The 21,736-nt window shown below is 57.0% G+C and carries 26 protein-coding genes and 1 tRNA gene; 9 read left to right on the top strand and 18 right to left on the bottom strand.

Features of this window, described 5'->3' with window-relative positions:
- Positions 1–6: 6 nt before the first annotated feature.
- The 9 genes from flgH to ACFOSS_RS01460 form a co-directional block, all read right to left on the bottom strand.
- Complete coding sequence (flgH, locus tag ACFOSS_RS01500) at positions 7–684, bottom strand: flagellar basal body L-ring protein FlgH (protein ID WP_377150177.1); 678 nt, start codon at positions 682–684, stop codon at positions 7–9.
- 14 nt (positions 685–698) lie between these two features.
- Positions 699–1,487 (bottom strand): flagellar basal-body rod protein FlgG, encoded by a 789-nt coding sequence (flgG, locus tag ACFOSS_RS01495; RefSeq protein ID WP_377150175.1) that lies wholly within the window; start codon positions 1,485–1,487, stop codon positions 699–701.
- A 16-nt stretch (positions 1,488–1,503) separates the two neighbouring features.
- Positions 1,504–2,250: a flagellar basal-body rod protein FlgF gene (gene flgF, locus ACFOSS_RS01490; RefSeq protein WP_377150173.1), complete on the bottom strand. Its 747-nt coding sequence runs from the start codon at positions 2,248–2,250 to the stop codon at positions 1,504–1,506.
- Between the two features lie 149 nt (positions 2,251–2,399).
- A complete protein-coding gene (flgE, locus tag ACFOSS_RS01485) occupies positions 2,400–3,692 on the bottom strand; it encodes a flagellar hook protein FlgE (protein WP_377150171.1) in 1,293 nt (430 codons plus the stop codon).
- A 28-nt stretch (positions 3,693–3,720) separates the two neighbouring features.
- The gene (locus ACFOSS_RS01480) at positions 3,721–4,404 is read right to left on the bottom strand and encodes a flagellar hook assembly protein FlgD (RefSeq protein ID WP_377150169.1); all 684 of its coding nucleotides are present in this window, start codon (positions 4,402–4,404) and stop codon (positions 3,721–3,723) included.
- Positions 4,405–4,415: 11 nt separating this feature from the next.
- Positions 4,416–4,838 (bottom strand): flagellar basal body rod protein FlgC, encoded by a 423-nt coding sequence (flgC, locus tag ACFOSS_RS01475; protein ID WP_377150167.1) that lies wholly within the window; start codon positions 4,836–4,838, stop codon positions 4,416–4,418.
- Positions 4,835–5,242, bottom strand: coding sequence for a flagellar basal body rod protein FlgB (gene flgB / locus ACFOSS_RS01470; protein WP_377150165.1), 408 nt, complete (start codon positions 5,240–5,242; stop codon positions 4,835–4,837). The genes flgC and flgB overlap by 4 nt, the downstream gene beginning before the upstream one ends.
- Before the next feature lie 46 nt (positions 5,243–5,288).
- Positions 5,289–6,113, bottom strand: a complete 825-nt coding sequence (locus ACFOSS_RS01465) for a CheR family methyltransferase (protein ID WP_377150163.1) — start codon at positions 6,111–6,113, stop codon at positions 5,289–5,291.
- A 21-nt stretch (positions 6,114–6,134) separates the two neighbouring features.
- On the bottom strand, positions 6,135–7,046 hold the full coding sequence (locus ACFOSS_RS01460) for a chemotaxis protein CheV (protein WP_377150161.1): 912 nt from the start codon (positions 7,044–7,046) through the stop codon (positions 6,135–6,137).
- Between the two features lie 174 nt (positions 7,047–7,220).
- Between ACFOSS_RS01460 and flgA the strand changes: the two genes are divergently transcribed.
- The 3 genes from flgA to flgN all read left to right on the top strand — a co-directional run bounded on the left by flgA (position 7,221) and on the right by flgN (position 8,742).
- The gene (flgA, locus tag ACFOSS_RS01455) at positions 7,221–7,907 is read left to right on the top strand and encodes a flagellar basal body P-ring formation chaperone FlgA (RefSeq protein ID WP_377150159.1); all 687 of its coding nucleotides are present in this window, start codon (positions 7,221–7,223) and stop codon (positions 7,905–7,907) included.
- 89 nt (positions 7,908–7,996) lie between these two features.
- Positions 7,997–8,326, top strand: a complete 330-nt coding sequence (flgM, locus tag ACFOSS_RS01450) for a flagellar biosynthesis anti-sigma factor FlgM (protein ID WP_377150157.1) — start codon at positions 7,997–7,999, stop codon at positions 8,324–8,326.
- Positions 8,323–8,742 carry a flagellar export chaperone FlgN gene (gene flgN, locus ACFOSS_RS01445; protein ID WP_377150155.1) on the top strand — a complete coding sequence of 140 codons (420 nt, stop codon included), beginning with the start codon at positions 8,323–8,325 and terminating at the stop codon, positions 8,740–8,742. Before flgM ends, flgN begins: the two co-directional genes overlap by 4 nt.
- 66 nt (positions 8,743–8,808) lie before the next feature.
- Here flgN and ACFOSS_RS01440 read toward each other — a convergent pair whose 3' ends face one another.
- Both ACFOSS_RS01440 and ACFOSS_RS01435 read right to left on the bottom strand, forming a co-directional pair.
- The gene (locus ACFOSS_RS01440; protein WP_377150153.1) at positions 8,809–9,231 is read right to left on the bottom strand and encodes an LPP20 family lipoprotein; all 423 of its coding nucleotides are present in this window, start codon (positions 9,229–9,231) and stop codon (positions 8,809–8,811) included.
- Between the two features lie 7 nt (positions 9,232–9,238).
- The gene (locus ACFOSS_RS01435) at positions 9,239–9,871 is read right to left on the bottom strand and encodes a FlgO family outer membrane protein (RefSeq protein WP_377150151.1); all 633 of its coding nucleotides are present in this window, start codon (positions 9,869–9,871) and stop codon (positions 9,239–9,241) included.
- Positions 9,872–10,005: 134 nt separating this feature from the next.
- On the opposite strand from ACFOSS_RS01435, the gene ACFOSS_RS01430 reads away from it, so the two are divergent.
- Positions 10,006–11,160, top strand: a complete 1,155-nt coding sequence (locus ACFOSS_RS01430; protein WP_377150149.1) for a flagellar assembly protein FlgT — start codon at positions 10,006–10,008, stop codon at positions 11,158–11,160.
- A gap of 76 nt (positions 11,161–11,236) precedes the next feature.
- Positions 11,237–11,311: transfer RNA gene (locus tag ACFOSS_RS01425), tRNA-Arg, on the top strand.
- 171 nt (positions 11,312–11,482) lie between these two features.
- Here the strand turns inward: ACFOSS_RS01425 and tyrS are convergent.
- Positions 11,483–12,682: a tyrosine--tRNA ligase gene (gene tyrS / locus ACFOSS_RS01420; protein WP_377150147.1), complete on the bottom strand. Its 1,200-nt coding sequence runs from the start codon at positions 12,680–12,682 to the stop codon at positions 11,483–11,485.
- A 294-nt stretch (positions 12,683–12,976) separates the two neighbouring features.
- Here tyrS and ACFOSS_RS01415 point away from each other — a divergent pair, with 294 nt between their 5' ends.
- Positions 12,977–14,086: an anhydro-N-acetylmuramic acid kinase gene (locus ACFOSS_RS01415; protein WP_377150145.1), complete on the top strand. Its 1,110-nt coding sequence runs from the start codon at positions 12,977–12,979 to the stop codon at positions 14,084–14,086.
- 70 nt (positions 14,087–14,156) lie between these two features.
- Here ACFOSS_RS01415 and ACFOSS_RS01410 read toward each other — a convergent pair whose 3' ends face one another.
- From ACFOSS_RS01410 to clcA, 6 genes are all read right to left on the bottom strand, one after another.
- Positions 14,157–14,594: an HIT domain-containing protein gene (locus tag ACFOSS_RS01410; RefSeq protein WP_377150143.1), complete on the bottom strand. Its 438-nt coding sequence runs from the start codon at positions 14,592–14,594 to the stop codon at positions 14,157–14,159.
- Between the two features lie 94 nt (positions 14,595–14,688).
- Positions 14,689–15,309 (bottom strand): DUF2057 family protein, encoded by a 621-nt coding sequence (locus ACFOSS_RS01405; protein WP_377150141.1) that lies wholly within the window; start codon positions 15,307–15,309, stop codon positions 14,689–14,691.
- Between the two features lie 125 nt (positions 15,310–15,434).
- Positions 15,435–15,701 (bottom strand): glutaredoxin family protein, encoded by a 267-nt coding sequence (locus tag ACFOSS_RS01400; RefSeq protein ID WP_377150139.1) that lies wholly within the window; start codon positions 15,699–15,701, stop codon positions 15,435–15,437.
- Positions 15,702–15,760: 59 nt separating this feature from the next.
- Positions 15,761–15,892 carry a hypothetical protein gene (locus ACFOSS_RS01395; RefSeq protein WP_377150137.1) on the bottom strand — a complete coding sequence of 44 codons (132 nt, stop codon included), beginning with the start codon at positions 15,890–15,892 and terminating at the stop codon, positions 15,761–15,763.
- 179 nt (positions 15,893–16,071) lie between these two features.
- Complete coding sequence (erpA, locus tag ACFOSS_RS01390; protein ID WP_377150135.1) at positions 16,072–16,422, bottom strand: iron-sulfur cluster insertion protein ErpA; 351 nt, start codon at positions 16,420–16,422, stop codon at positions 16,072–16,074.
- Positions 16,423–16,477: 55 nt separating this feature from the next.
- Positions 16,478–17,875: a H(+)/Cl(-) exchange transporter ClcA gene (clcA, locus tag ACFOSS_RS01385; protein WP_377150133.1), complete on the bottom strand. Its 1,398-nt coding sequence runs from the start codon at positions 17,873–17,875 to the stop codon at positions 16,478–16,480.
- 148 nt (positions 17,876–18,023) lie between these two features.
- Here clcA and hemL point away from each other — a divergent pair, with 148 nt between their 5' ends.
- The 3 genes from hemL to ACFOSS_RS01370 all read left to right on the top strand — a co-directional run bounded on the left by hemL (position 18,024) and on the right by ACFOSS_RS01370 (position 21,474).
- Positions 18,024–19,322, top strand: coding sequence for a glutamate-1-semialdehyde 2,1-aminomutase (hemL, locus tag ACFOSS_RS01380; protein WP_377150640.1), 1,299 nt, complete (start codon positions 18,024–18,026; stop codon positions 19,320–19,322).
- 50 nt (positions 19,323–19,372) lie between these two features.
- A complete protein-coding gene (msrA, locus tag ACFOSS_RS01375; RefSeq protein ID WP_377150131.1) occupies positions 19,373–20,011 on the top strand; it encodes a peptide-methionine (S)-S-oxide reductase MsrA in 639 nt (212 codons plus the stop codon).
- Positions 20,012–20,193: 182 nt separating this feature from the next.
- Positions 20,194–21,474 (top strand): hypothetical protein, encoded by a 1,281-nt coding sequence (locus tag ACFOSS_RS01370; protein WP_377150129.1) that lies wholly within the window; start codon positions 20,194–20,196, stop codon positions 21,472–21,474.
- Positions 21,475–21,736: the final 262 nt, after the last annotated feature.

Genomic DNA, 21,736 nt, shown 5'->3' with positions numbered 1-21,736 from the left:
CATCTCCTAGAAGGGGCTGTAGGGGCCGTTAAAGAACTGGCTGAACCAGCCTCGCTCCTGGCTGTTGGCCAGGTCACCGGTGCCACCGTATTGGATGCGGGCATTGGCAATCCGCTGTGATAACACTGTGTTATCGGCATTCACGTCCTCGGAGCGAACCAGGCCGGTGATGCGGATATACTCGTTGCCGTTATTCAGCATCAGCCACTTTTCACCGCGGACCACCAGATTGCCGTTGGGCAGGACCCGAACCACGCTGACCGAAATATTGCCCTGCAGACTGTTGCTCTGATCTGCCTTGGCCTGGCCTTTGAAGCTGTTATTGGCCCCCATGCTCACGCTCGTGTCATAGCCATTGAGCGTGACGGTGCTACCCCCCAGTTTGAGCGCATCCAGCCCCAGGCTTGAGTCCTTGCCGGATTGGGAATTGGCATTTTTTTTCGCCGTGGTCGATTCCACCAATTGCACCGTGATCAAATCACCGACCCTGTGAGCCTTGATATCCGAGTAGATGCTGTTGACCTGTCCCTGGCTGAAGATCGAGCCTGTCGGTTCGACATTGATGACATCCTCCTCCGGCAGCACAGGTGCAAATGCCGGGTCATCTGGTTGCGGTGAGTTGGGCAGCGAGGTACAACCCGCCACACCCAACACCAGCAGACATATCGCCATTCTAGGGAACATGATCTGGCGCCTCCTCAGGTACGTTGAGTCAGGAATGACATCATCTGATCGACGGTGGAGAGAACCTTGGAGTTCATCTCGTACACCCGTTGAGCCTGGATCAGGTTGACCAACTCTTCGGTCACATTGACGTTCGAGGTCTCCAGCATGCCCTGTTTGATGGTACCGAGGCCGTCGGCTCCGGCGACCCCTTGCAGCGGAGCACCACTGGACTGTGTCTCGACATAGAGGTTCTCGCCAACCGGTTGTAACCCTGCCGGGTTGACAAAGTCAGTCACCGTCAATTGCCCAATCACCTGGCTTTCGGCCTGACCGGTAATCTTCACCGAGACCTGGCCATCACCACCAACCGTGACGCTTTCAGCATCCTGAGGGATCTGGATCTCCGGCTGTACCGGATAACCCATACCCGATGTCACCAGAGTGCCTTCAGAGTTGAGCGCAAATTGACCATTCCGGGTATAAGAGGTAGTGCCATCCGGCATCTGGACTTCAAAAAAGCCTCGCCCTTCAATCATCACATCCAGCGCATTGTCGGTCGTCTGCACATCGCCCTGGGTAAAGCTTTTCTGTGTTGCGACCACCTTGGTACCGGCACCCAGCATCAGACCGGACGGCAGCGTCGTATCGGCTGAGGAGCGGCCACCCGGTTGATGAACGTTCTGGTACAATAGGTCCTCAAACACAGCGCGGCCTTTCTTGAAACCGACAGTCGAGGCGTTGGCCAGGTTGTTAGACGCCACAGAGATATTGGTCTGCTGGGCATCCAGGCCGGTTTTACTAATCCACAAAGCGGGAATCATAATCTTCTCCTCGTCCTTAACTCAGTCGCAGCAGTTGGTTCTGCACTTCGTCATTCTTTTCGGCGGTCTGCATCAGCTTGACCTGGGTATCGAACTGCCGTTGCAGGCGGATCAGGTTGGTCATTTCATCAACCACATTGACATTGCTGCCCTCGAGCGCACCGCTCATCAGGCGCACGCCTGCATCAGCCTGCTCGGCCTGGCCATCGGCACGACGGAACAAACCGTCCGTCCCCTTGGACAAGGCCCGGGTATCCGGATTGACCAGCTTGATGCGCTGGTATTCCTCAATGGTGTCCGGCGCGGCGCCTTCGGGGCGACCGACGACGGTACCATCCTGATTGATCTCAACCTTTTCCATCGGTAATGGCAGCACGATCGGCTGTCCCGACTCATCCAGGATGCTGAGGCCATTGGTGGTCTCCAGGACGCCGAGAGGAGACACACGCAGGCTGCCCATACGGGTGAACGCCTCTTTGCCTTCGCCATCCTGAACCACCATCATGCCGTTCCCCTGCACCGCGACATCCAGATCGCGGCCAGTGGTCATCAGGGCTCCGGCCTCCATACGCTGTCCCGGGCTTTCGGTCAGCGCAAACACCCGGCTCGGCAATCCTTCACCGTAGACTTGCATCGATCTGGCTTGCTCGAGATCGGCCTTGAAACCGACCGTGTTGGCATTGGCCAGATTGTTGCTGCGGACGGCCAGGCTATTCATGTTTTCCTTGGCCCCCGACATGGCGATGTAAAGCAGGTGATCCATGTCTGTCTCCAGTCAAAAAGGTGACTTTAGCCAGATAATGCAATGGGCGTGCCACTCTTTGAGCAAAGCGTGAACAGCGAAAGGAGTTGGATTTAACTTATTGAATTAAAAAGAAAGGCGGCTCAAGGCCGCCTCTTTTTTCGTCGGGATTAACGGATCTGCAGGATCGTCTGCTGCAACGTACTATTGACTTCCAGTGCCCGAGAGTTCGCCTGGTAGTTACGCTGTGCCGTGATGAGATCGACAAGCTCAGAAGACAAATTGGTGTTCGATGCTTCCAGCGCCGAGGACTGGATGCTCCCCACTGTCCCAATCCCGGCCTGCGATGGCACCGCCTCCCCTGAAGCCAGCGAAGCCTTCCAGGAGGTATCGCCAATCTGTGTCAGCCCCTGCGGGTTGGAGAACTTCGCCATCGCCACCATCCCCAGGTTCACCGTGGTGCCATTGCTATAGGTGGCCGCAACCAGACCATCGGAACCGATATCGACGTTCGTCAATTGTCCGACGGTGGAACCATCCTGCGACAGACTGCTGACGGAGAATGCCGACGCATACTGGGTGATGGTGTCAAAATCGATGGAGAAGGTCTGGGTCCCATCCGCACCATTGGTGATGACCCCGGCGCCAGGCGTACCCAACGCCTCTGTGGTAATGGTGGCCGGGGTTTGCGAAGTCAGCGCGCCCTGGGTATCAAACTCCAGCACAGCCCCTGCCGGTGTGCCAGTGCCGCCATTGATATCTACCGCCTGATTGTCGACATAGGTCACCAGACGCCAGGTATTCGGGTTGGTGGTGGCCGTAGAATCCTTCATAAAGTACTGGGTGACGGTATGGGATTGACCTAACGAGTCATAGATCACCACCGAAGTAGAGGAGGTGTAGGTATCGGAATCCGTCGGGTCGAAGTTTGCCGGATCCACGGCCGTGCCATTGGCAGGCAGATTGAGACTTTCATTGACCTTGGTCGTCGCAGTCGGCTTCCCGGCCACAGACGGGATCTGCAATGCCTGAGTTGAATCGAGACTCACCGCTTTGGGCGTACCATCATCGTTGACCTGGTAGACCTGCAGATACTGCCCCTGAGACGTCGTGACATAACCATCATCATTGATCTGGAATGCCCCGGCACGGGTGTAGGTTCTGTCCTGGCTGGTCAAGGCGCCCGAGGTGACAAAGAAGCCTTCGCCCTTAATCGCCAGATCCAGCGCACTGTTGGTACTCTGCAGCGCACCTTGGTGAAACTGCTGGGTTACCGCGGCAGTTTGCACACCGTTTCCGACGACAGTTTTGGCATTGGCAAACACCGAGCTGGAGTAGACATCGGAAAATTCGGCCCGCGAGCCCTTGAAGCCGGTCGTATTGACGTTGGCAATGTTGTTAGCCGTGACGTCGAGTTGCTTTTGCGAGGCGTTGAGCCCGCTCAGTGCAATATTGAATGACATAATCGCTCCTTCGCGTTCGCCGCTGAAATTAACTGGTAACTTCGAGAATCTTGCTGAGCTCGATGGAGCCCAAACCGTTGATATTCAATGTGGTCGCTGTTGATGAGGTGCCCAGTGTGACACTGCTGACCTTGCCATAGACCAACGCAGAAAGATCCTGGCTCTTGCCATCCACCAAACCGTTAACCTTGACGGTATATTTCCCATCTGCCACAGGATTGCCATCGCTGTCCTTGCCATCCCATGAGAAGGGGACGTTGCCCGTATAGTCGCCGGACATCGACTCCTCGTAGACAACCGCACCGTTGGCATCTGTCACTGTCACCTTCAGATCCGAGGCGCCGGAACCGGTGGCCAGTACCCCCGTGAGGCCATCAGCACTGGTCAGATAGCCGGTATTGGTTGGCATCAGCACCTTCTGACCGACCAGACCGGACGCCATCAGAGCCTGACTGGATGTCACCACCGAGCTCAAGCTGCTGACTGAATTATTCAGTGAGGTAATACCCTCAACGGTCGAAATCTGCGCCATCTGCGACACCATCTCGGCATTGTCGACCGGGTTGGTGGGATCCTGGTACGCCAGCTGGGTAGTCAACAGCGACAGAAAATCCTCTTGGGACAGGCTGTTACTTTTCGTGCTGCTGGCTGCCGAGCTGGCGGCCGTGGTCGTCTTCGTGGTATTCAGGCCGATATCGCTATAAATAGACATCTGCTACCTCCTTAACCCTTGCCCAAGCGCAATGTCTGCAGCAGCATCTGCTTTGCCGTATCGGCCACCTGCACATTGGTTTGGTAAGAACGGCTAGCACTCATCATGTCGGCCATCTCTTCCACCTGGTTGACATTCGAGCGATAGATAAAACCATCCGTGTCGGCCATGGGATGATTGGGGTTGTACTCACGCACCAGCGGAGCCTGACTCTCGACGATGCCTTTAACTTGGACACCCGGGCTGGCTGATTCCCCCCCCTGCATGGCATCGTCCAATGCAGCGGCAAAAACTGGCCGGCGGGCACGGTAAGTTGTTTCCGCACTGGAGCTGACACTCTCGGCATTCGCCAGATTGCTGGCGGTAGCATTGAGCCGGACAGACTGAGCACTCATCGCCGAGCCGGCGATATCAAGGATGCGGAACAGACTCATGCCTGATCTCCTTTGATTGCTTTTAACAGTCCAGAAATACGGCTATTCAGGAATTCCATCGACGTCTGGTACTCCAGACCATTCTCCATGAATGCCATTCTTTCTTGCTGCACATCCACCGAATTACCATCACCAGTATCCGGTTGATCCGGGTTTCGATATTTAAGGGCGCCAGAAAAAGCGCTATCTGCCTGAAGGTGGCGCGAGTCACTGCGTGCCAGACTGACGCCTGACTGCAGCTGACTCTTAGCCTGTTCCAGGGCCGAGGAGAAATCGAGATCCCTCGCCTTGTAGCCGGGTGTATCCGCATTGGCAATGTTCGCCGAAATCACCTCCGCCCGTTCTGCACGGACGCCGAGTGTGTATTGGTGAATACCGAATGCTTTGTCGAATGAAATGGCCATAGCGCACCTCCTGCCAAAAATACTGCAAGAGGTGTGCCATATAAGGCTATTTGACTTTGTAGACGATGCCGGGATTGCAGCGGATCATCTCGAAACGATCCGTCAAACCGGTGAGAGACTCGGAGGCTCCCAGCATGAGATAGCCGCCAGGATTCAGGCTGGATGCGAACTGGTTGAGTATTTTTGACTTTACTTCGGGAGCGAAGTAAATCAGCACATTACGGCAAAAAATAATGTCAAACTTGCCCAACAGGCTGTAGTTGTCGAGCAGGTTGAACGGCCGGAAGCTCACCAATTTTTTGACGCGGTCGGTGACGCGCATCTTGTTGTCGCCACAAGGCTCGAAAAATTGACGCTTGCGTTCCGGAGACAGGCCTCGGGCCAGCGCCAGACTATCGTAAACGCCCTCCTTGCACTGATTGAGCATGGTGGGCGAAATATCGGTACCGATGATTTGTACCCCACCCGGCATGGTGCCCGGTTTCTTGATTTGTTGTTCCAGGGCTGTCATGGCGATGGAATACGGCTCCTGCCCGGAAGAGCTGGCGGCCGACCAGATCTTCAACGGACGACCAGCCTTACCCAGTTCGGGAAAGATCTTGTCTGTCAGCAGTTGAAACGGGTAAACATCCCGGAACCAGAGTGTCTCGTTGGTGGTCATCGCATCAACCACCGTCATTTTCAAATCCCGCTCGCGCGGATCCATGGCCCGCTTGATGAGATCGGAAAGGGTTGCCGCTCCAAACTGCCCCAGAAGGGGCGCCAGTCGGCTCTTGACCAGATACTGCTTATTGGCACCCAGAACGATACCGCTCTGGGCCTCCAAAAAGGCACTGAACTGTTTGTAAAGCTCTTCGGACAGTGTCTTCATTATAAATTCTGCATAAGTGGGTTACATCGCATCCTGAACCGCCTTGGCAAGTTCATCCGGGTTAAACTTGGCAATGAAGTTGTTGGCACCAACTTTCTGCACCATCGCCTGGTTAAAGACGCCACTCAGTGAGGTGTGCAAAATGATGTGCAGTCCACGCAGTGACGGATCATTGCGGATCTCGGCCGTCAGCGTGTAACCATCCATCTCCGGCATTTCAATATCGGATATCACCAACGCGACCTGCTCACTGATAGGCCCTTTCTTGGCCATATCCTGCAACAGATTCAACGCATCCTTGCCATCTTTGGCCAGCAGGCACTTCACACCAATGGCATTCAAAGCGCGTTCCACCTGCTTGCGTGCAACCGAAGAGTCATCCGCAACCAAAACCGGACGGCCATGGGGATCGTGATGCGCACTCTCCACCACCAGTTCCTTGCTCACTTCGGTATTCACCGGGGAGATTTCATCAAGGATCTTCTCGACATCCAGGATCTCGACCAGCTCACCATCCACTTCAGTGACGGCAGTCATGTAGTTGAAGCGGCCGGCGCCCTTGGGCGGAGGTAAAATGGCCTCCCAGTTCATATTGATGATGCGCTCGACGCTCCCCACCAAGAAGCCCTGCACAGAACGGTTGTACTCGGCGATGATGATGAAGCATTTGGTCAGATCAGCGATGGGACGGCCGCCTGTCGCCATACTCAAATCAATGACGGAAATGGTATGGCCACGAATATGAGCCACGCCACGCACGTAAGGATGCAGCTTCGGCATGATGGTCAGTTGCGGGCATTGCAATACCTCGCGGACCTTAAAGACGTTGATGCCAAAGCGTTGACGCCCATTAAGACGAAACAGCAGCAATTCGAGGCGGTTTTGTCCGACTAATTGGGTCAGCTGGTTCACTGAGTCCAGGATACTTGCCATAATTCTCTCCTGTGAGGCTATTGGCACCCTTTCTGCATAATTGCCGCTAGCAAGCCGCTTGTCGCGACTGTTAACTTTCATAAAGGATAACGGTAAAAACCGTATCATCCATTAACAGCAAGGATAGTACATTCTTATATGTCGTTATTTTGCTTTATCAGCAAGTACTTGAAAATGATTAGTCGCGTTTGTCTGATCTTGCCAACACTCCTGTTGAGCAAAACGTGTTTTGCTGCGACAGATGTCACGGCAGAACTACAGACCCAGGCGGAACAATTTGTTTATACACAGCTAGTTATCGATCCGACCAGCCAAGCGGAGGTGACCGCTTCGTCGATAGATAGCCGTCGCATACAGCATCCCTGTACCGGTCATATCACGCCAACATTGGCCGGCAATGGCGACATAAAACGCAACACCACGGTCAAGCTCAGCTGTGATGAAACACCGACATGGGAGATCTACGTGCCTGTTCGCGTGCGCATCCTCAAGCCGTTTGTCACCGTCAGCGAGCCCATCACCAAGAACACAGTGCTGACCGCCGGATTGCTCAAAGTGGATTTCATGGATGAAGTCATGCTGCGCGGTGACAACTTCACCGAGCCATCCCTGTTGGTGGGCAGTCGCAGCAAGCGGGATCTGAAGCCTGGACAACCAGTGCGCCAAAACCAGATTTGCGTGGTCTGCCGGGACGATACCGTAGCCATTGAAGCCAGCACTTCAGGGATTGCGATCTCAACCGCAGGCAAAGCCCTGCAAGATGGCAGTTTCGGTGATACCATCCGGGTACAAAATTTGCGTTCACAACGTGTCATATCCGCAACAGTCGAGGCCGTGGGGCGCGTACGTGTAAGGATGTAAAGTCAGGTTTCACTTTTTTCTAAAGTTTATCTGGCGATGGCCGATAGACTGGACAGAGGCAATTTCAGGCGAACAGAAGGTAGCTCATCATGGCCATCAACAACATCAGCAACCTGATGAACAACTCCCCTGGCAAGGTCGCTGGCAACAGCAGCAGCCAGCAGGGCAGTGGTACCCAGGCAACCAATAGCAGCACCACAGGCCAGGTCCCCGTTCGTCAGGACGCCGTCGTATTGACGGATCAAGCGCAGTCCCTGAATAAGTTGCAACAAAAAGTCAAGGATGCCCCCGGCTTCAATCAGAGCAAGGTCGAGTCCCTCAAAGCCGCGATAGAACGTGGTGAATACAAGGTTGACAGTGATCGACTGGCCAAGAAAATGGTCTCTCTGGAGTCGGAGCTGGAACAGCTATATAAATGAGTACCCTGACTGAGCTACTTCAATCGCAAGATACGCTTCTAGATGATCTCTATTCGCTGCTGGATCAGGAGTTCGCCCTGTTGCAGCAGCGTAATGCATTAGCCCTTCCTGATTTGGCAATCCAGAAACAATCCCTGTTACAGCAAATTCAGCAGCAGGATCAGTGCATCGCACAAGACCCGGAGCGTGAACGGCTGGCCGCCGATCTGGCACCGATGCGAGAGCAACTGGTCGACAAATTGCAACGCTGTCAGGAACGAAACGAAGTGAACGGCAAGCTGATCGAGATGAGCCTGACTTCCAACCGCCGCCTCGCCACTGTGTTGACGCAAATTCGTGACCGCAACAGCACCACTTACGACAACAAAGGCACGCCGCGCGCCGCAGGTGGTCTGAATCTGAACCTCAAAGCCTAGCGCTGCCTCCTGCCGTCGCGAAAAAAAAAGCGCCTTGATGGCGCTTTTTTGACATCGAATCTGTGCTTACAACGCGCCCTGCAGGCGATACAAATCAAACAGCACCCGCGTGTCGAGCTCGAGCTCGGTGGCATACATGTTATCCAGCGGGTAACTGCGTACGACGCGAGCACCGCGGACCATGCCATCCACCGAGGCCTGCAGCTGATTGCTGGTTTGCACCGCATCTCGTAACGTGGTGCCACCTTGCAACGATTGACCATAAACCTGTTCCGTCAACTCGCGGTAAGCATCCAGTTTTGACGCGCGCAGTGCCTGCAGCACTTTTTCGGACTTACTCGGCCCGGGTTGCACATCGACAATCGCGTAGCCAACCGCATGCAAAACCGGAAAGCGCTCTGGTTCTTCAACTTGATAGCGCGTCACGCCATTATTGCTGCACGCGGCCATGCCCACGACACAGAGCAACATAAAACTACGTCTGAACATAATGACCTCAATGTGTCAGTTCTACCGAGTTGCTGTACTGGCCCGGATACTCACCTCGCACCAGCATCCCCTTGGTAATCGTGACAGCTCGTCCACTATCCAGCGAATTCCCCTGCATCAGCAAGCTGGCAGGAACAAACCCTTGAGCTGTCGCCTCCACCATATGTGTTTTCAGGCTGACGATGCGGGCATTGATCACCACACCATTGGCATTGCGTGACATGGTTCCAGTGAGCACTCGAGAGACAGGTACCCGTTTTGCCAATTCAGTCCAGTCACGGCTGAACACATAATCCCCTTCCGGCGTGACCTTGATACTACCGGTCAGCTTGTAGTCAAACACGATTTCGCCACGACGATGCAATTCATGCACCAGATCCTCGGCCAACTGCTGCCCTAACCAGTTCGTGCTCTCTAGTGTGCTGAGATTGACGAACGACGTCACGGCGATCGGCGACATGGGACGCCCACCGGCCAACTTGGTCTGGAACAAGCGGTCTGCCAGGTCAGACACCAAACGATTCAGTTCGGTACCGTTGCCACTTGGGCCGGCATACGCTGTCTTTGGCTGGGCAGACTGCGAGGATGAGCAACCGGCAAGCATCACCAGGATCCCCACCCATAAAGCCGTCTTTTTCATGATGATCTCCAGCATCCTGTTTAGCATTACCCTATTATCGGCCATCCCATGCATTCCTTAAGCCGAAAATCAGATAATCGTATCTCGGCACACAAAATGCATTTCCACCACAAACCCCTAGCAAGATGAATACCATGAAACTATGGCTCGCATTATTCCTGCTGTTGGCCTGGCCCGCGCAGGCACAGTGGATTGTCGCTCAAGGCAGCGCCCCCATCGTCGACAGCGATGTCGATCTTGCCCGCGAACAAGCGGTTCAGGACGCGTTGCGTCAGGCGATGCTGCAGGCTGGAGCTTCGGTGTCCAGTATCCAGGGGCTGAGTAATGGAGCCTTGACCAAAGACCAGTTCCAAATCCGCAGTAACAGCGAGATCCGGCAATATAATCTCCTGGAAGAAGCGCGCCATAACGACAGATTGAGTGTCAAATTAAGAGCCTATGTGGTCGCGGAGCGCAGTCGTTGCCTGGGCGGCCAGTATGCCAAGGGGATCACCTTGATCCGTTTTCGACTCGCAGAGCCGGATCAGGCCAGTTATGGCCAACTTTATGACATCAATCGCGAATTGACGCGCCAACTTTTCAATCGCCTCGGTCTACTGCGTCAGAATTTCGTCACCCGACGCTGGCTGGATGCCAATCTCGGACTGGATCCCCGTCGGCTGGAGTTTGGTGAGAGTGGTTATGTCCGCCAGATGCAGTCCCTGGCCGCCGATACGGACAGCCAATACTTGCTGTTTGGTGTGATTGAGGACATGTCATTGCGCGATGCCGATGGCAATACACTCACCCGGTGGTTAAAAGATCCGGTGCGCCAGTTTGCACTGCAAATTTATCTGTTTGATGGCCTGACAGGTGAGTTGGTCGACCAAGGCCGCTATCAAAGCAGCGCAACTTGGCCGTTTGACAAACAAGAGCAGGTCGATGTCGGCGGTCAGCCATTCTGGCGCTCATCCTACGGCCGCGAAGTCAGTGCACAACTGGACAAGGTCGCGGTCGATTTGCAGATGAAACTGCAATGTACCAAGCCCATCGCCCGGATTTTGCGCGTCGACGGGGATCAGTACCACATTAACCTCGGCAAGCGCCATGGCATTAAAGTAGGCGACCGCTTCTATATCGAACAGAAAGCCAACTTCAATGATGAACAGGGCCACGAACGCATCATTCGCAATCCGACGATGACCAGCATGGAAGTCAAACGGGTCTACAACAACAATGCCATCCTGATGCCAGGCAGCCGCTATGCCCCGGCGAATATTCAACCAAACGATCTGGCCATTCTTGAGTAACTATCTGTCCAGACTGGAATATCTCTATCTCCAGTCTGGATTTGACCCTCTGCTTTGCTATAATGCGCCGCGCCGCGTCCTCATAGTTCAACGGATAGAACAAGCCCCTCCTAAGGGCTAGATGCAGGTTCGATTCCTGCTGGGGACGCCATTTATTCTCGCCTATCACAGCACCATCAAGCGACGCCCTTGCCCATATTCTGTAGCAAGCCGCAGACAAAACCGATGCTAACATTTGGTATTGCCTGGCTAGGCGGCAACTGTTGCCGCCCAACAAAAACGGCGCCTTACGGCGCCGTTTTTGTTGGCTGGATATCCAGCGTTACGCGACGGTTACCCGCGCAAATTTACGCTTGCCTACCTGCCAGACCGCAGTGCCTGCGGCAACTAACAGTTTACCATCGGCAACCACATCGCCATCGCATTTGACTGCGTTTTGCTTGATCATGCGCAGCCCCTCAGAGGTGGTTTCAACCAGACCGGCCTCCTTGAGCAAATTGGCTACCGCGAGACCACCTTCGGTCGCAACCAGTGTCACCTCTGGCATCTCGTCCGGAATGGCATTCTTCGAGAATCGCTGAGTAAAGTCCTCATGCGCTGCTTCCGCTGCGGCGGCATCGTGATAGCGCGTAATGATCTCCTTCGCCAACCAGATCTTCACATCACGCGGATTGAGCGTGCCGGCCGCGATCCCGGCCTTGAACGACTCGATTTCGGTGAGTGGGCGGAATGACAGCAGCTCGTAGTAGCTCCACATCAATTCGTCACTGATGGACATGATCTTGCCAAACATCTCATTCGGCGCATCATGCACACCGATATAGTTGGCAGCCGACTTGGACATCTTCTTGACGCCATCCAGCCCCACCAGCAATGGCATCATCAAGACACATTGTGCCGCCATGCCGGCTTCTTTTTGCAACTCGCGGCCCATCAGCAAGTTAAATTTCTGATCGGTACCGCCCAGTTCAACGTCGGCCTTGAGGGCGACCGAGTCGTAGCCCTGCAACAGCGGATATAAGAATTCGTGAATGGCAATCGACTGACCACCGGCGTAGCGCTTCTTGAAGTCATCGCGCTCGAGCATCCGGGCCACGGTCTGCTTGGCGGCCAGCTTGATCAGTCCAGTGGCCCCCAGCTCCTTGAGCCAGGAGGAGTTGTAGACGATCTGGGTGCGTTCCGGGTCGAGGATCTTGAAGGCTTGCTCTGCGTAGGTCCGCGCGTTTTCTTTGATCGCCTCTTCAGACAGTGGTGGACGCGTGGCATTTTTGCCTGATGGGTCACCCACCATCGCAGTGAAGTCGCCAATCAACAGCAACACTTCATGCCCGAGATCCTGAAAGGTTCGCAGCTTGTTGAGGATAACGGTATGGCCCAGGTGAATATCTGGTGCGGTCGGATCCATCCCCAACTTGATACGCAGCGGACGACCTTCCTTCAGCTTGGCAATCAGCTCTTCTTCTACCAGTATTTCTTCGGCTCCACGCTTGATCTCGGCCAGCGCGGCTTCCAGCTGGGTCATGGTTCTCTACTCCACATCATTAAATGAAAAAACGCGACCATCTTACGGAATGGCGGCGGCAATGGAAAGTCTGTAAACTGACGCCGACCCGCTAAGCCGTTGGTCAAGGCCGGCTTTCGCTGCGATTCTCCGGCCAACCGCTGAACAGACCCTGAACCAGAATAAGAATTCCAGACGTCATGACCTTGGGGATGAGAAACGCTATGCCTGTTCGATCCGGAGCCTGTTGCCGTATGGCCACTGAGACTACCCCGGTAAATACTCACTCACCTTGCCCTATCGGAGTCACAGACTATGAGTGAGCTGTATATCGGTCTGATGTCCGGAACCAGCATGGATGGCATCGATGCCGTTCTTGTGCGCTTTCACGGTGAGCGCCCCGAGCTGCTGGCCAGTCACGCCCAACCCTGGCCGGTGAAAGTCGCCAACCGTCTGCACGCATTGTGCAACCCCGGGATAAATGAAATTGATCGCATGGGCGAGATGGACCAGATCGTCGCTGTCCACTTTGCCGGCGCAGTCCGCGCCCTGCTGGCCAAAACCGGACATCATCCCAACCAAATCCGAGCCATAGGTTCACATGGCCAAACCATACGTCATCGCCCCGAACTGGGATTCACCCTGCAAATCGGTAATGGCGCTCGGCTGGCGGTCGAAACAGGCATTGATGTGATCTGTGACTTCAGAGCCAAGGACATGGCATTGGGAGGCCAGGGGGCACCTCTGGTTCCAGCCTTCCACCAGGCGGTTTTCGGTTCGCATAAAGGCCCGCGAATGATCCTGAATATCGGCGGCATTGCCAATGTCTCCGTGCTGCCAGGCCCGGATGATCAAGTGTTCGGTTTTGATACCGGCCCCGGCAACACCTTGATGGATCAGTGGTATCGCAAGCACAAGGGCGGACACTATGACGCCAAGGGTGCCTGGGCCGCCAGCGGCTGGGTGAATACCGATCTGCTGCAGCGCCTGCTAGGTCACCCCTATTTTCACATGCCACACCCCAAAAGCACGGGGCGCGAAACCTTCACGCTCCCCTGGATGGAACTCTTTCTTGCCGAGCGCCCACCGATGCGTGCCGAAGACGTACAGCGCACCCTGTTGGAGTTCACGGCTCGCAGTATCGCCGACGCCATACTGCCTCTGGCCACCGGCGTTAAGGAGCCAGAACTCTTTATCTGTGGTGGCGGGGTTCACAACGATGCCCTGATCTATCGACTGGTCGACCTGCTGCCGGGATGGCAACTTGACTCAACTGATGCCCTGGGATTGCATCCGGACTGGGTGGAAGGTATCGCGTTTGCCTGGCTTGCCAAGAGCTTTCTCGACGGTCGCGCTGGCAACCTGTCCGCCGTCACCGGGGCCAGCCGGCAGGCCATTCTGGGTTGCCTCTGCCCGGCAAACTGAGCCGGTACATAGGGGCCGCAGGCCCCCATCTGCATGTTAAAGGTTCAGCGCATGATGCTTACATGCACGCTCAGACCGCGACCACAAACTCCGGCAACACGGCAAGCCATTGCCGCCAACGGGATATCGTTGCCGCCAGTTGCTCATCACTGTAGGGCTTCGCAGGCAACAGGCCCCAAATCGGTTTTGGCCAGGCGGCATCTTCACGAAAACGGGCGACATGGTGCAGGTGCAGCTGCTCGACCACATTACCAATGGCGGCCACATTGAGCTTGTCCGGCATCAGCGACGCCTGCATCAGGCGCGCAACACAGCAGGACTCAGCCAGCAGGACAGCCGCTTCATCTTCCAGTTCGTGAATTTCGCGGACACCCGCGCGGCGGGGAACCAGGATCAACCACGGATAGCGGCTCTCCCGTGCCAGCAGCACGCGGCACAGCGGCAGATCACCCAGCCAGACCGTGTCAGCAGCCAGCGTTGGATGTAATTCGAAAGCCGTACTACTCATCGCCATCATGACTCCTCTCAATGCATGCATCAGGCAAGTAGCACAGCTTAATCCGCGCTGGTTAACACGCCAAGGGCCGGCAGCAAAATGTCACTCAGAACTGCTGAACAGCCCAACCGATAAACCGCTTGCGCTGCTCAGGACTGGCTTGCAGGAACAACTGCTGCAATTGACTGTCCAGCGGGGTTGCTGCCTGGCTATCCATGCTCGTCGCGGTGGCCACTACCGCCGCCTGGCCTTGAGGCACAGAGGGGGTTGCCATTACCGGCTGGCCAATTTGCGTCAGCAGCAATTGCTGATAATTGAGGCCCAGCTGAAAACCATCCACCGTCACCTTACGTTGCGTCGGTGTCTGGTTATGACCTGACGCCGTTGTCACGATCACTGTGGGTGCCGCCGCAAACTGGCGTTTTTGCTTGTCCGAGCTTAACGCCGGCGGGCTCAGCGTCACGTCTTCCTGTCCGATCTCCAGGGTGACCAGCACGGGATCGGATCTCAGCGTCTCATCGTTGTCGCCGTTTACCCGAGCCGGCAGCGTCGCCTCATAACGCACCAGCAAGTGATGAGTGCCTGGTGCTAACAGCGGTGGCGTCTGACCTTCCGCCGCTGCCGGAGTCATGGCCAACAGTTGCCAATCCGGTGCCAGCATTAATTTAGCGGCATTGGCGCTAGGGGTTGCCAGCCAAAGTGCCAGCAGCAGGCTGCAAAATCGCATCATTTTTCTCCTTGGTGATGACGAGATGAGGCAGCCTAGCAAACGAATATGACATTTTTGTCACATGACAAACTAATGGCAAACGGATGACAGAGATCATCCGGCTGGCCAGAAGCCTGTCTGTCTCAACGGACCAGATGCGCCTTGAGGTAAGCGATGATATCCAGCGATTCGTAGAGCCAGCGCACCTCTCCGCTTGCCGACTCAATGCGCAGGCAGGGTACCTGACGCTTGCCGCCACCGACCATCAGCGCCTCGAGGTGTGAGCCCTCGGCAATGTTGCGCTGTTCAAGTGACAACTGGTGTTGCTGGCAAAACTCCGTGACGCGCACGCAGTAGGGGCAGGATGGACGAACATACAAGGCTAACGCCGGCACAGTGTCTGACATCATGAAGACTCCATTAACAAACGAACCTTGAGTGTATCAGTCCGTCTTTAGCCGGCAAGTCATCAGCCATGCTGGCTCCACTGAGTCGCGCCACTTCCGGCTACGCTGGCCGCAGACGCAGTGGGTCGGACCAACCAGGAGGCGACCAGCACGGTCAGCATCAAGATGACGGTGATGAGTTTGCGTGTTTTCATATTCGGCTCCTGCTATTCATACGGTGTTGGCCATCAAGCCTAAGCACAGTATACACAAATGAGAAAAGCTCTCATCTTTAACTTTCCGATAGCCGTTAGCGAAAATAGTGATGGACCCAGCAGAAACAACCAAGGGCCTCAAAAGGCCCTTGATTTATGTAGACGAAAACCGCACAGCGTCAGATGGAGAATGAGGATCCACAACCACAGGTCGCGGTCGCATTCGGGTTGCTGACCAGGAAACGCGAGCCTTCGAGCCCTTCGACATAATCGACGACTCCACCCACCAGGTACTGCAGGCTCATGCCATCGATCACCATGATGACACCGTTCTTTTCGATCACAGTGTCACCATCATTGATCTTTTCATCAAAGGTAAAACCATATTGGAAGCCGGAACAGCCACCACCGGTGATATAAACCCGCAGTTTGAGCTCCGGATTCTCTTCTTCACTGATCAGACTCTGAACCTTGTTGGCCGCCGCATCCGTCATCTGGATGGGAAATTCGAATTCGACACTCTCGCTCATGGCGTTACCTCTAGCCTCTCAATCCGGCGGATTATCTAATACCCGACCAGTCAGTTCAAGTATTCTCGGCACCTGGGGCATGGCGGCTGTTCTGCTGCCACTGTGCCAGCCGCAAGGTCCGCGCCAGTATCTGGCTATACAGCGGTTTTCCCCCCAAGGCCTGAGCCACCAGGGTGGCACCCAGCGTCGCCAGCATCATCGGCAAGATCAGGTTGAAATTATTGCTCATCTCGGTCACCAGCAAAATACCGGTCACAGGCGCTCGCACCGAGGCGGCAAACAGGGCGCTCATGCCCACCAGTCCCAATGCCATCTGCTGATCCAACAGCTCAGGAAACCAGAGGCCGAGACTGTGCGCCCACACCACCCCGAGCAAGGTCCCTAACGCCAGCAACGGCGCAAAAATACCGCCCGGGATCCCGGAGCAAAAACAGATCAGGGTGCCAAGGGTTCGCCATAACAGTAGTGCCAACAGCAGCTGCAGTGGCAATGGCACCGTCATCCACTGCGGGATCTGTACCATGCCGCCACCATGCCAGCCCAGGTTCGTCAGCGATAACAGCCCAAACACGCCACCGAACAGGGCGACCGTCAACACCAATACCATCCGGCGCCCGGCATGCCAGCGCAGATAGGCATCCTGCCCCCACCCCACCAGACGATTAAGCAAGGTGCCCATCACCCCGGCCAGACAGCCCAGTAACAGGTAAGCGCTCAGGTGGGTCAACGGTGGAGCAGTCAACTCTGGCATGGCAAAGATCGGCTTATCCCCCATCAGTGCATGGCGAACCAGTGTCGCCGAGATGACCGCAACACTGACCGCCTTGACGGAAACAAATGAGTAGCGAAACTGTGCCCTCAGCTCTTCAAGGACGAACAGAATGGCGGCCAGCGGCGCATTGAAGGCGGCCGTCAGGCCCGCTGCCGCTCCGGCAGCCAGCAACGCATGGCGGGAGTCTGCAGACTTGCTTTCCAGCGTCGCCACCATGGCGCCGATATTTCCGCCAATCTGGACTGACGGACCTTCCCGTCCCAGCATCATGCCGGAGCCCAGTGCCGCCAATCCGCCAACAAACTTGACGGGCAGCACCCGGGCCCAACGCACCGGACGCAACCCCTCCAGCGCGCCTTCGATCTCGGGGATCCCGGAGCCTCCAGCCTCTGGGGCAAATCGCTGGGCCAGCCAGATAGCAAAACCGGCCAGCACAGCGCCACTGACAAAGGCGGCACTCCAGCGCCAGAGATCCGGCAACGCCTGCAACACGCCCAGGCGTCGTGCCACCAGCTCATCCAGCAGCCATTCGAAGCCACAACAGATAAGCCCGGTCAACAAACCGGCCAGGGCTGCCAGCAGCAACAGCTTGGGTGACGAGGTGTCCCGGCGCAGGATCCGGCGCAGCAGCAGCCGTAATCGCGCGCGGCGGGACAGAGAAGAGACTCGATGTTGTCGCATACTGACTCCAGTTCGAGCGCACGCCGTGCGTCGCGTCCGCCGAGGGGTTTTGCTATAGTGCCGCCTGTATTTGAGTCGTCATTATTACACGCCTTGCCGCATCCATTCTTGATGCATTTTAAGGGAGCCTCCGATGTCAGAATCAGCCATGCATTCCGCCCGCCTGTTCGAACAAGCCCGCCACGCCATTCCCGGTGGCGTCAACTCACCGGTGCGCGCCTTCAATGGCGTCGGCGGCACGCCGCGTTTTATCGAACGCGCCGACGGTGCCTATCTGTACGATGTCGATGGCAAGGCCTATGTCGACTATATCGGTTCCTGGGGCCCCATGCTGTTGGGACATAACCATCCGCTGATCAAGCAGGCGGTGCTCGAAGCGGTCGAGCGCGGCCTCAGCTATGGTGCCCCCACCGCCATCGAGGTCGAGATGGCGGAAACGCTGCAACGGCTGATGCCCTCCATGGAGATGTCGCGGATGGTCAACTCCGGCACCGAGGCGACGATGAGCGCCATTCGACTGGCCCGAGGCTACACAGGCCGTGACAAGTTCATCAAGTTCGAAGGCTGCTACCACGGCCACGCCGATGCGCTGCTGGTCAAGGCCGGCTCCGGCGCCCTGACATTGGGACAACCCAGCTCGCCAGGCGTACCGGCAGACTTCGTCAAGCACACCCTGACCTGCACCTTCAACGATCTGGCCAGCGTCGAAGCCGCGTTTGCCGACTACCCCATCGAGATCGCCTGTGTGATCGTCGAGCCGGTGGCCGGCAACATGAACTGCATCCCGCCGGAGCCCGGTTTTCTTGAGGGGCTGCGGGCCTTGTGTGACGAATATGGCGCCCTATTGATCCTCGACGAGGTGATGACCGGCTTCCGGGTGGGACTACAAGGCGCCCAGGGGCACTATGGTATCCGTCCCGACCTGACCACGTTGGGCAAGATCATCGGCGGCGGCATGCCGGTCGGCGCCTTCGGTGGCAGACGAGAGGTGATGGAGTACCTGGCTCCGGTCGGCCCTGTCTATCAAGCCGGCACCCTTTCCGGCAACCCGGTCGCCATGGCGGCCGGCCTGGCAATGCTCAAGGCCATCCAGCAACCCGGTCTGTACGAGGCGCTCGCCGACAAAACCCGCCGCATTGCCGAAGGGTTGAAGCAGGCCGCCGAGCGCCACGGTATCCCGCTGGCGATCACCCATGTCGGTGGCATGTTCGGCTTCTTCTTTAGCCGTGAACCCAGCGTCAGCCGTTTTGAACAGGTGACGGCCTGTGATATGAGCGCCTTCCGCCGCTTCTATCATCTGATGCTGGAACAGGGTGTCTACCTGGCACCGAGTGCCTATGAGGCCGGTTTCGTATCGCTGGCCCACGGTGACGCCGAGATCGAAAAAACCCTGCACGCCGCCGATCTGGCATTTGCCCAGCTGCGTAATGAGGGTCTGGGCAGCTAATTCGTGACCCCGTCGGCGCCTGCGCCACGGTTGAGACCAAGAGAGAGACGATGAGCAAGACCGAGATGATCAGCGCCGCCGAGGCGCTACCAGGCCGCAGCGAGCCCATGCCGCTGGAACCAAACCATGTGCTAAATGGCCAACCCTTGCGCGGCCCCTGGCCGTCACATTTGGAGATCGCCTACTTTGCCATGGGTTGCTTCTGGGGCGTCGAGCGTCTGTTCTGGCAACAACCCGGTGTGGTGGTCACCGCCGCCGGCTATCAGGGCGGATATACCCCCAACCCCAGTTATCAGGAAGTGTGCACCGGTCAGACCGGTCATGCCGAAAGTGTGCTGGTGGTATTTGATCCGGCGCAGATCAGTTACGCCGATCTGTTGAAACTGTTCTGGGAGCAGCACGATCCGGCACAAGGCATGCGCCAGGGTGGCGATATCGGCACCCAGTACCGCTCTGTGCTGTTCACCACCTCAGCCCAGCAGCAGGCCGCCGCCGAAGCTTCGCTGCAGGCATTCAGTAGCGCCATGCAGCAGGCCGGGGATGCCCGCGCCATCACCACTCAGGTGTTGCCCGCCCCCACCTTCTACTATGCCGAAAGCTACCACCAGCAGTATCTGGCCCGCAATCCGGACGGCTATTGTGGTCTGGGTGGCATTGGCGTCTGCCTGCCGCCCAGCTTGGCGCAGTAAGCACTCACCGGGGAGCAGAACGGGGCGCGGCAGCGCCCCGTTTGCGTCCAGACGGTCACGCACACTGTGTGGCGTTCGCCACAGCCCCGGATCTATCCAACCCCGTCGTTATAGCCAAACAGTGTTAACCTCTGCACCGATCACGCCGATAACCAGACAAGCCCCCCGTTCCGGAGCAGAAGATGCGTATCAGTGATCAGCAGCTGACGTTCAGCAGCGAATATCGGCAGCAACAACTGCAGCTGCGGCAACAGACGACGCTCCCCGGCCAGGCTCTGCCGCTGAGTGAACTCACGCTGCGGGGTGAACAGGTTCGCTATGAGGAGGCCGGATTGTCGACCCTGTCAGCGGCAGGAGCGCCGTCCGACGCGACGGTGACGCCGGAACAGTTGGCCAGCCAAACGGCGGATGAGCGCCTGTTATCCCGTCGTGACTTGCTGCGCCAGGCTCGAGCAGCAGACGAAGACACAGTACGGGCAGCCCCCTCGGCCAGCGACCGTGCGGCGGCACCTGCCGTGGATGGTCAGCTGGAGTTTTATCGCCAGGCCAGCCAATGGCTGGATCAGCTCTCCGCCACCGATACCCCCTCACGCCCCGAGCAAAGTGCCACGACCGAGACCGAAACACAGCAACAGGAGATGTCTCTCGATAGCCAGACCCGCATCCTGAAGACGCTGCTGGAAAAAGTGATGGGCATCAAGGTCCAGTTGGCCGCGATGCCGACCAGCCAGAATGCCGCCGGAGTGACGACGGCCGACAATGCCACGACGGCCAGCCGCGCCCCGGCTGACGCAACGCAACAACCGGATCAGGCGGTGCTGGTCAGCGATCTGCATTACCAGCAGGAGCAACTGGCCTTCGTGGCCAAGGGCCAGGTCACCACCAGCGACGGTCGGCAACTGCAACTGGATCTGGGTTTTGCACTGAATTTTGAACAGACCCGGTGGAGCGAGCGCCTGACCCGCACCTCCGCCCTGAAAGATCCGCTGGTGCTGAACCTGGATGGCCTGGTCGCCGGCTTCACCTCGGCGCGTTTCGATTTCGATCTGGATGCCGATGGCCAAAGCGAATCCCTGGCCCGGCTTGATGACGGCTCGGCATTTCTGGCGCTGGATCGTAACGGTAACGGCCAGATCGATGATGGCAGCGAGTTGTTTGGCACCCGCAGTGGCGATGGTTTTGGTGAGCTGGCCAGCCTGGATCAAGACGGAAATGGCGTGCTCGACGCAGCCGATGCCAGCTTCGTCACGCTGCGCCTGTATCGTCCCGGCGAAGCGCTGCTGACGCTGGGTGAGCAACAGATCGGCGCCATCTTCCTGCAGACGGCCAACACGCCATTCCAGCACTTGGGCGGTATCGATAGCGCCAGCGAGCAAAGCCCGGCGGTACTACGCCAGACCGGTGTCTACCTGACGGAAGAGGGCAAAGCCGGGACCTTGCAGCAGATCGACTTGCGCGTGTGAGTCACCTGTTCCGCCTGGGCACAGGCCCGGTGAGCGAGCTGGTAAAGCCAGGGCAGGGAGAGCTGGCCAGGGAGAGCGGCAAGCTCGTTGCGGGGGCTAAAACCGGCGCTTGATCACCCGCGTAATGAACACGGCTTGAGTGCCGCGCAGGAGTAACACCGCGGCGATGGGCAGGGTGCAGCATTGCCAGATCAGGGGGGTGCCGAAGTGCAGATCACCCAAGCGGCGCCATGTTGCGGACGGCCATCAGCCGGCAGAGCAT

It is taken from the genome of Pseudaeromonas sharmana (assembly GCF_042649925.1).
Taxonomy (GTDB): domain Bacteria; phylum Pseudomonadota; class Gammaproteobacteria; order Enterobacterales; family Aeromonadaceae; genus Pseudaeromonas; species Pseudaeromonas sharmana.
The sequence above is the reverse complement of the archived record's forward strand: the minus strand, read 5'-3'. Positions and strand labels throughout refer to the sequence as shown.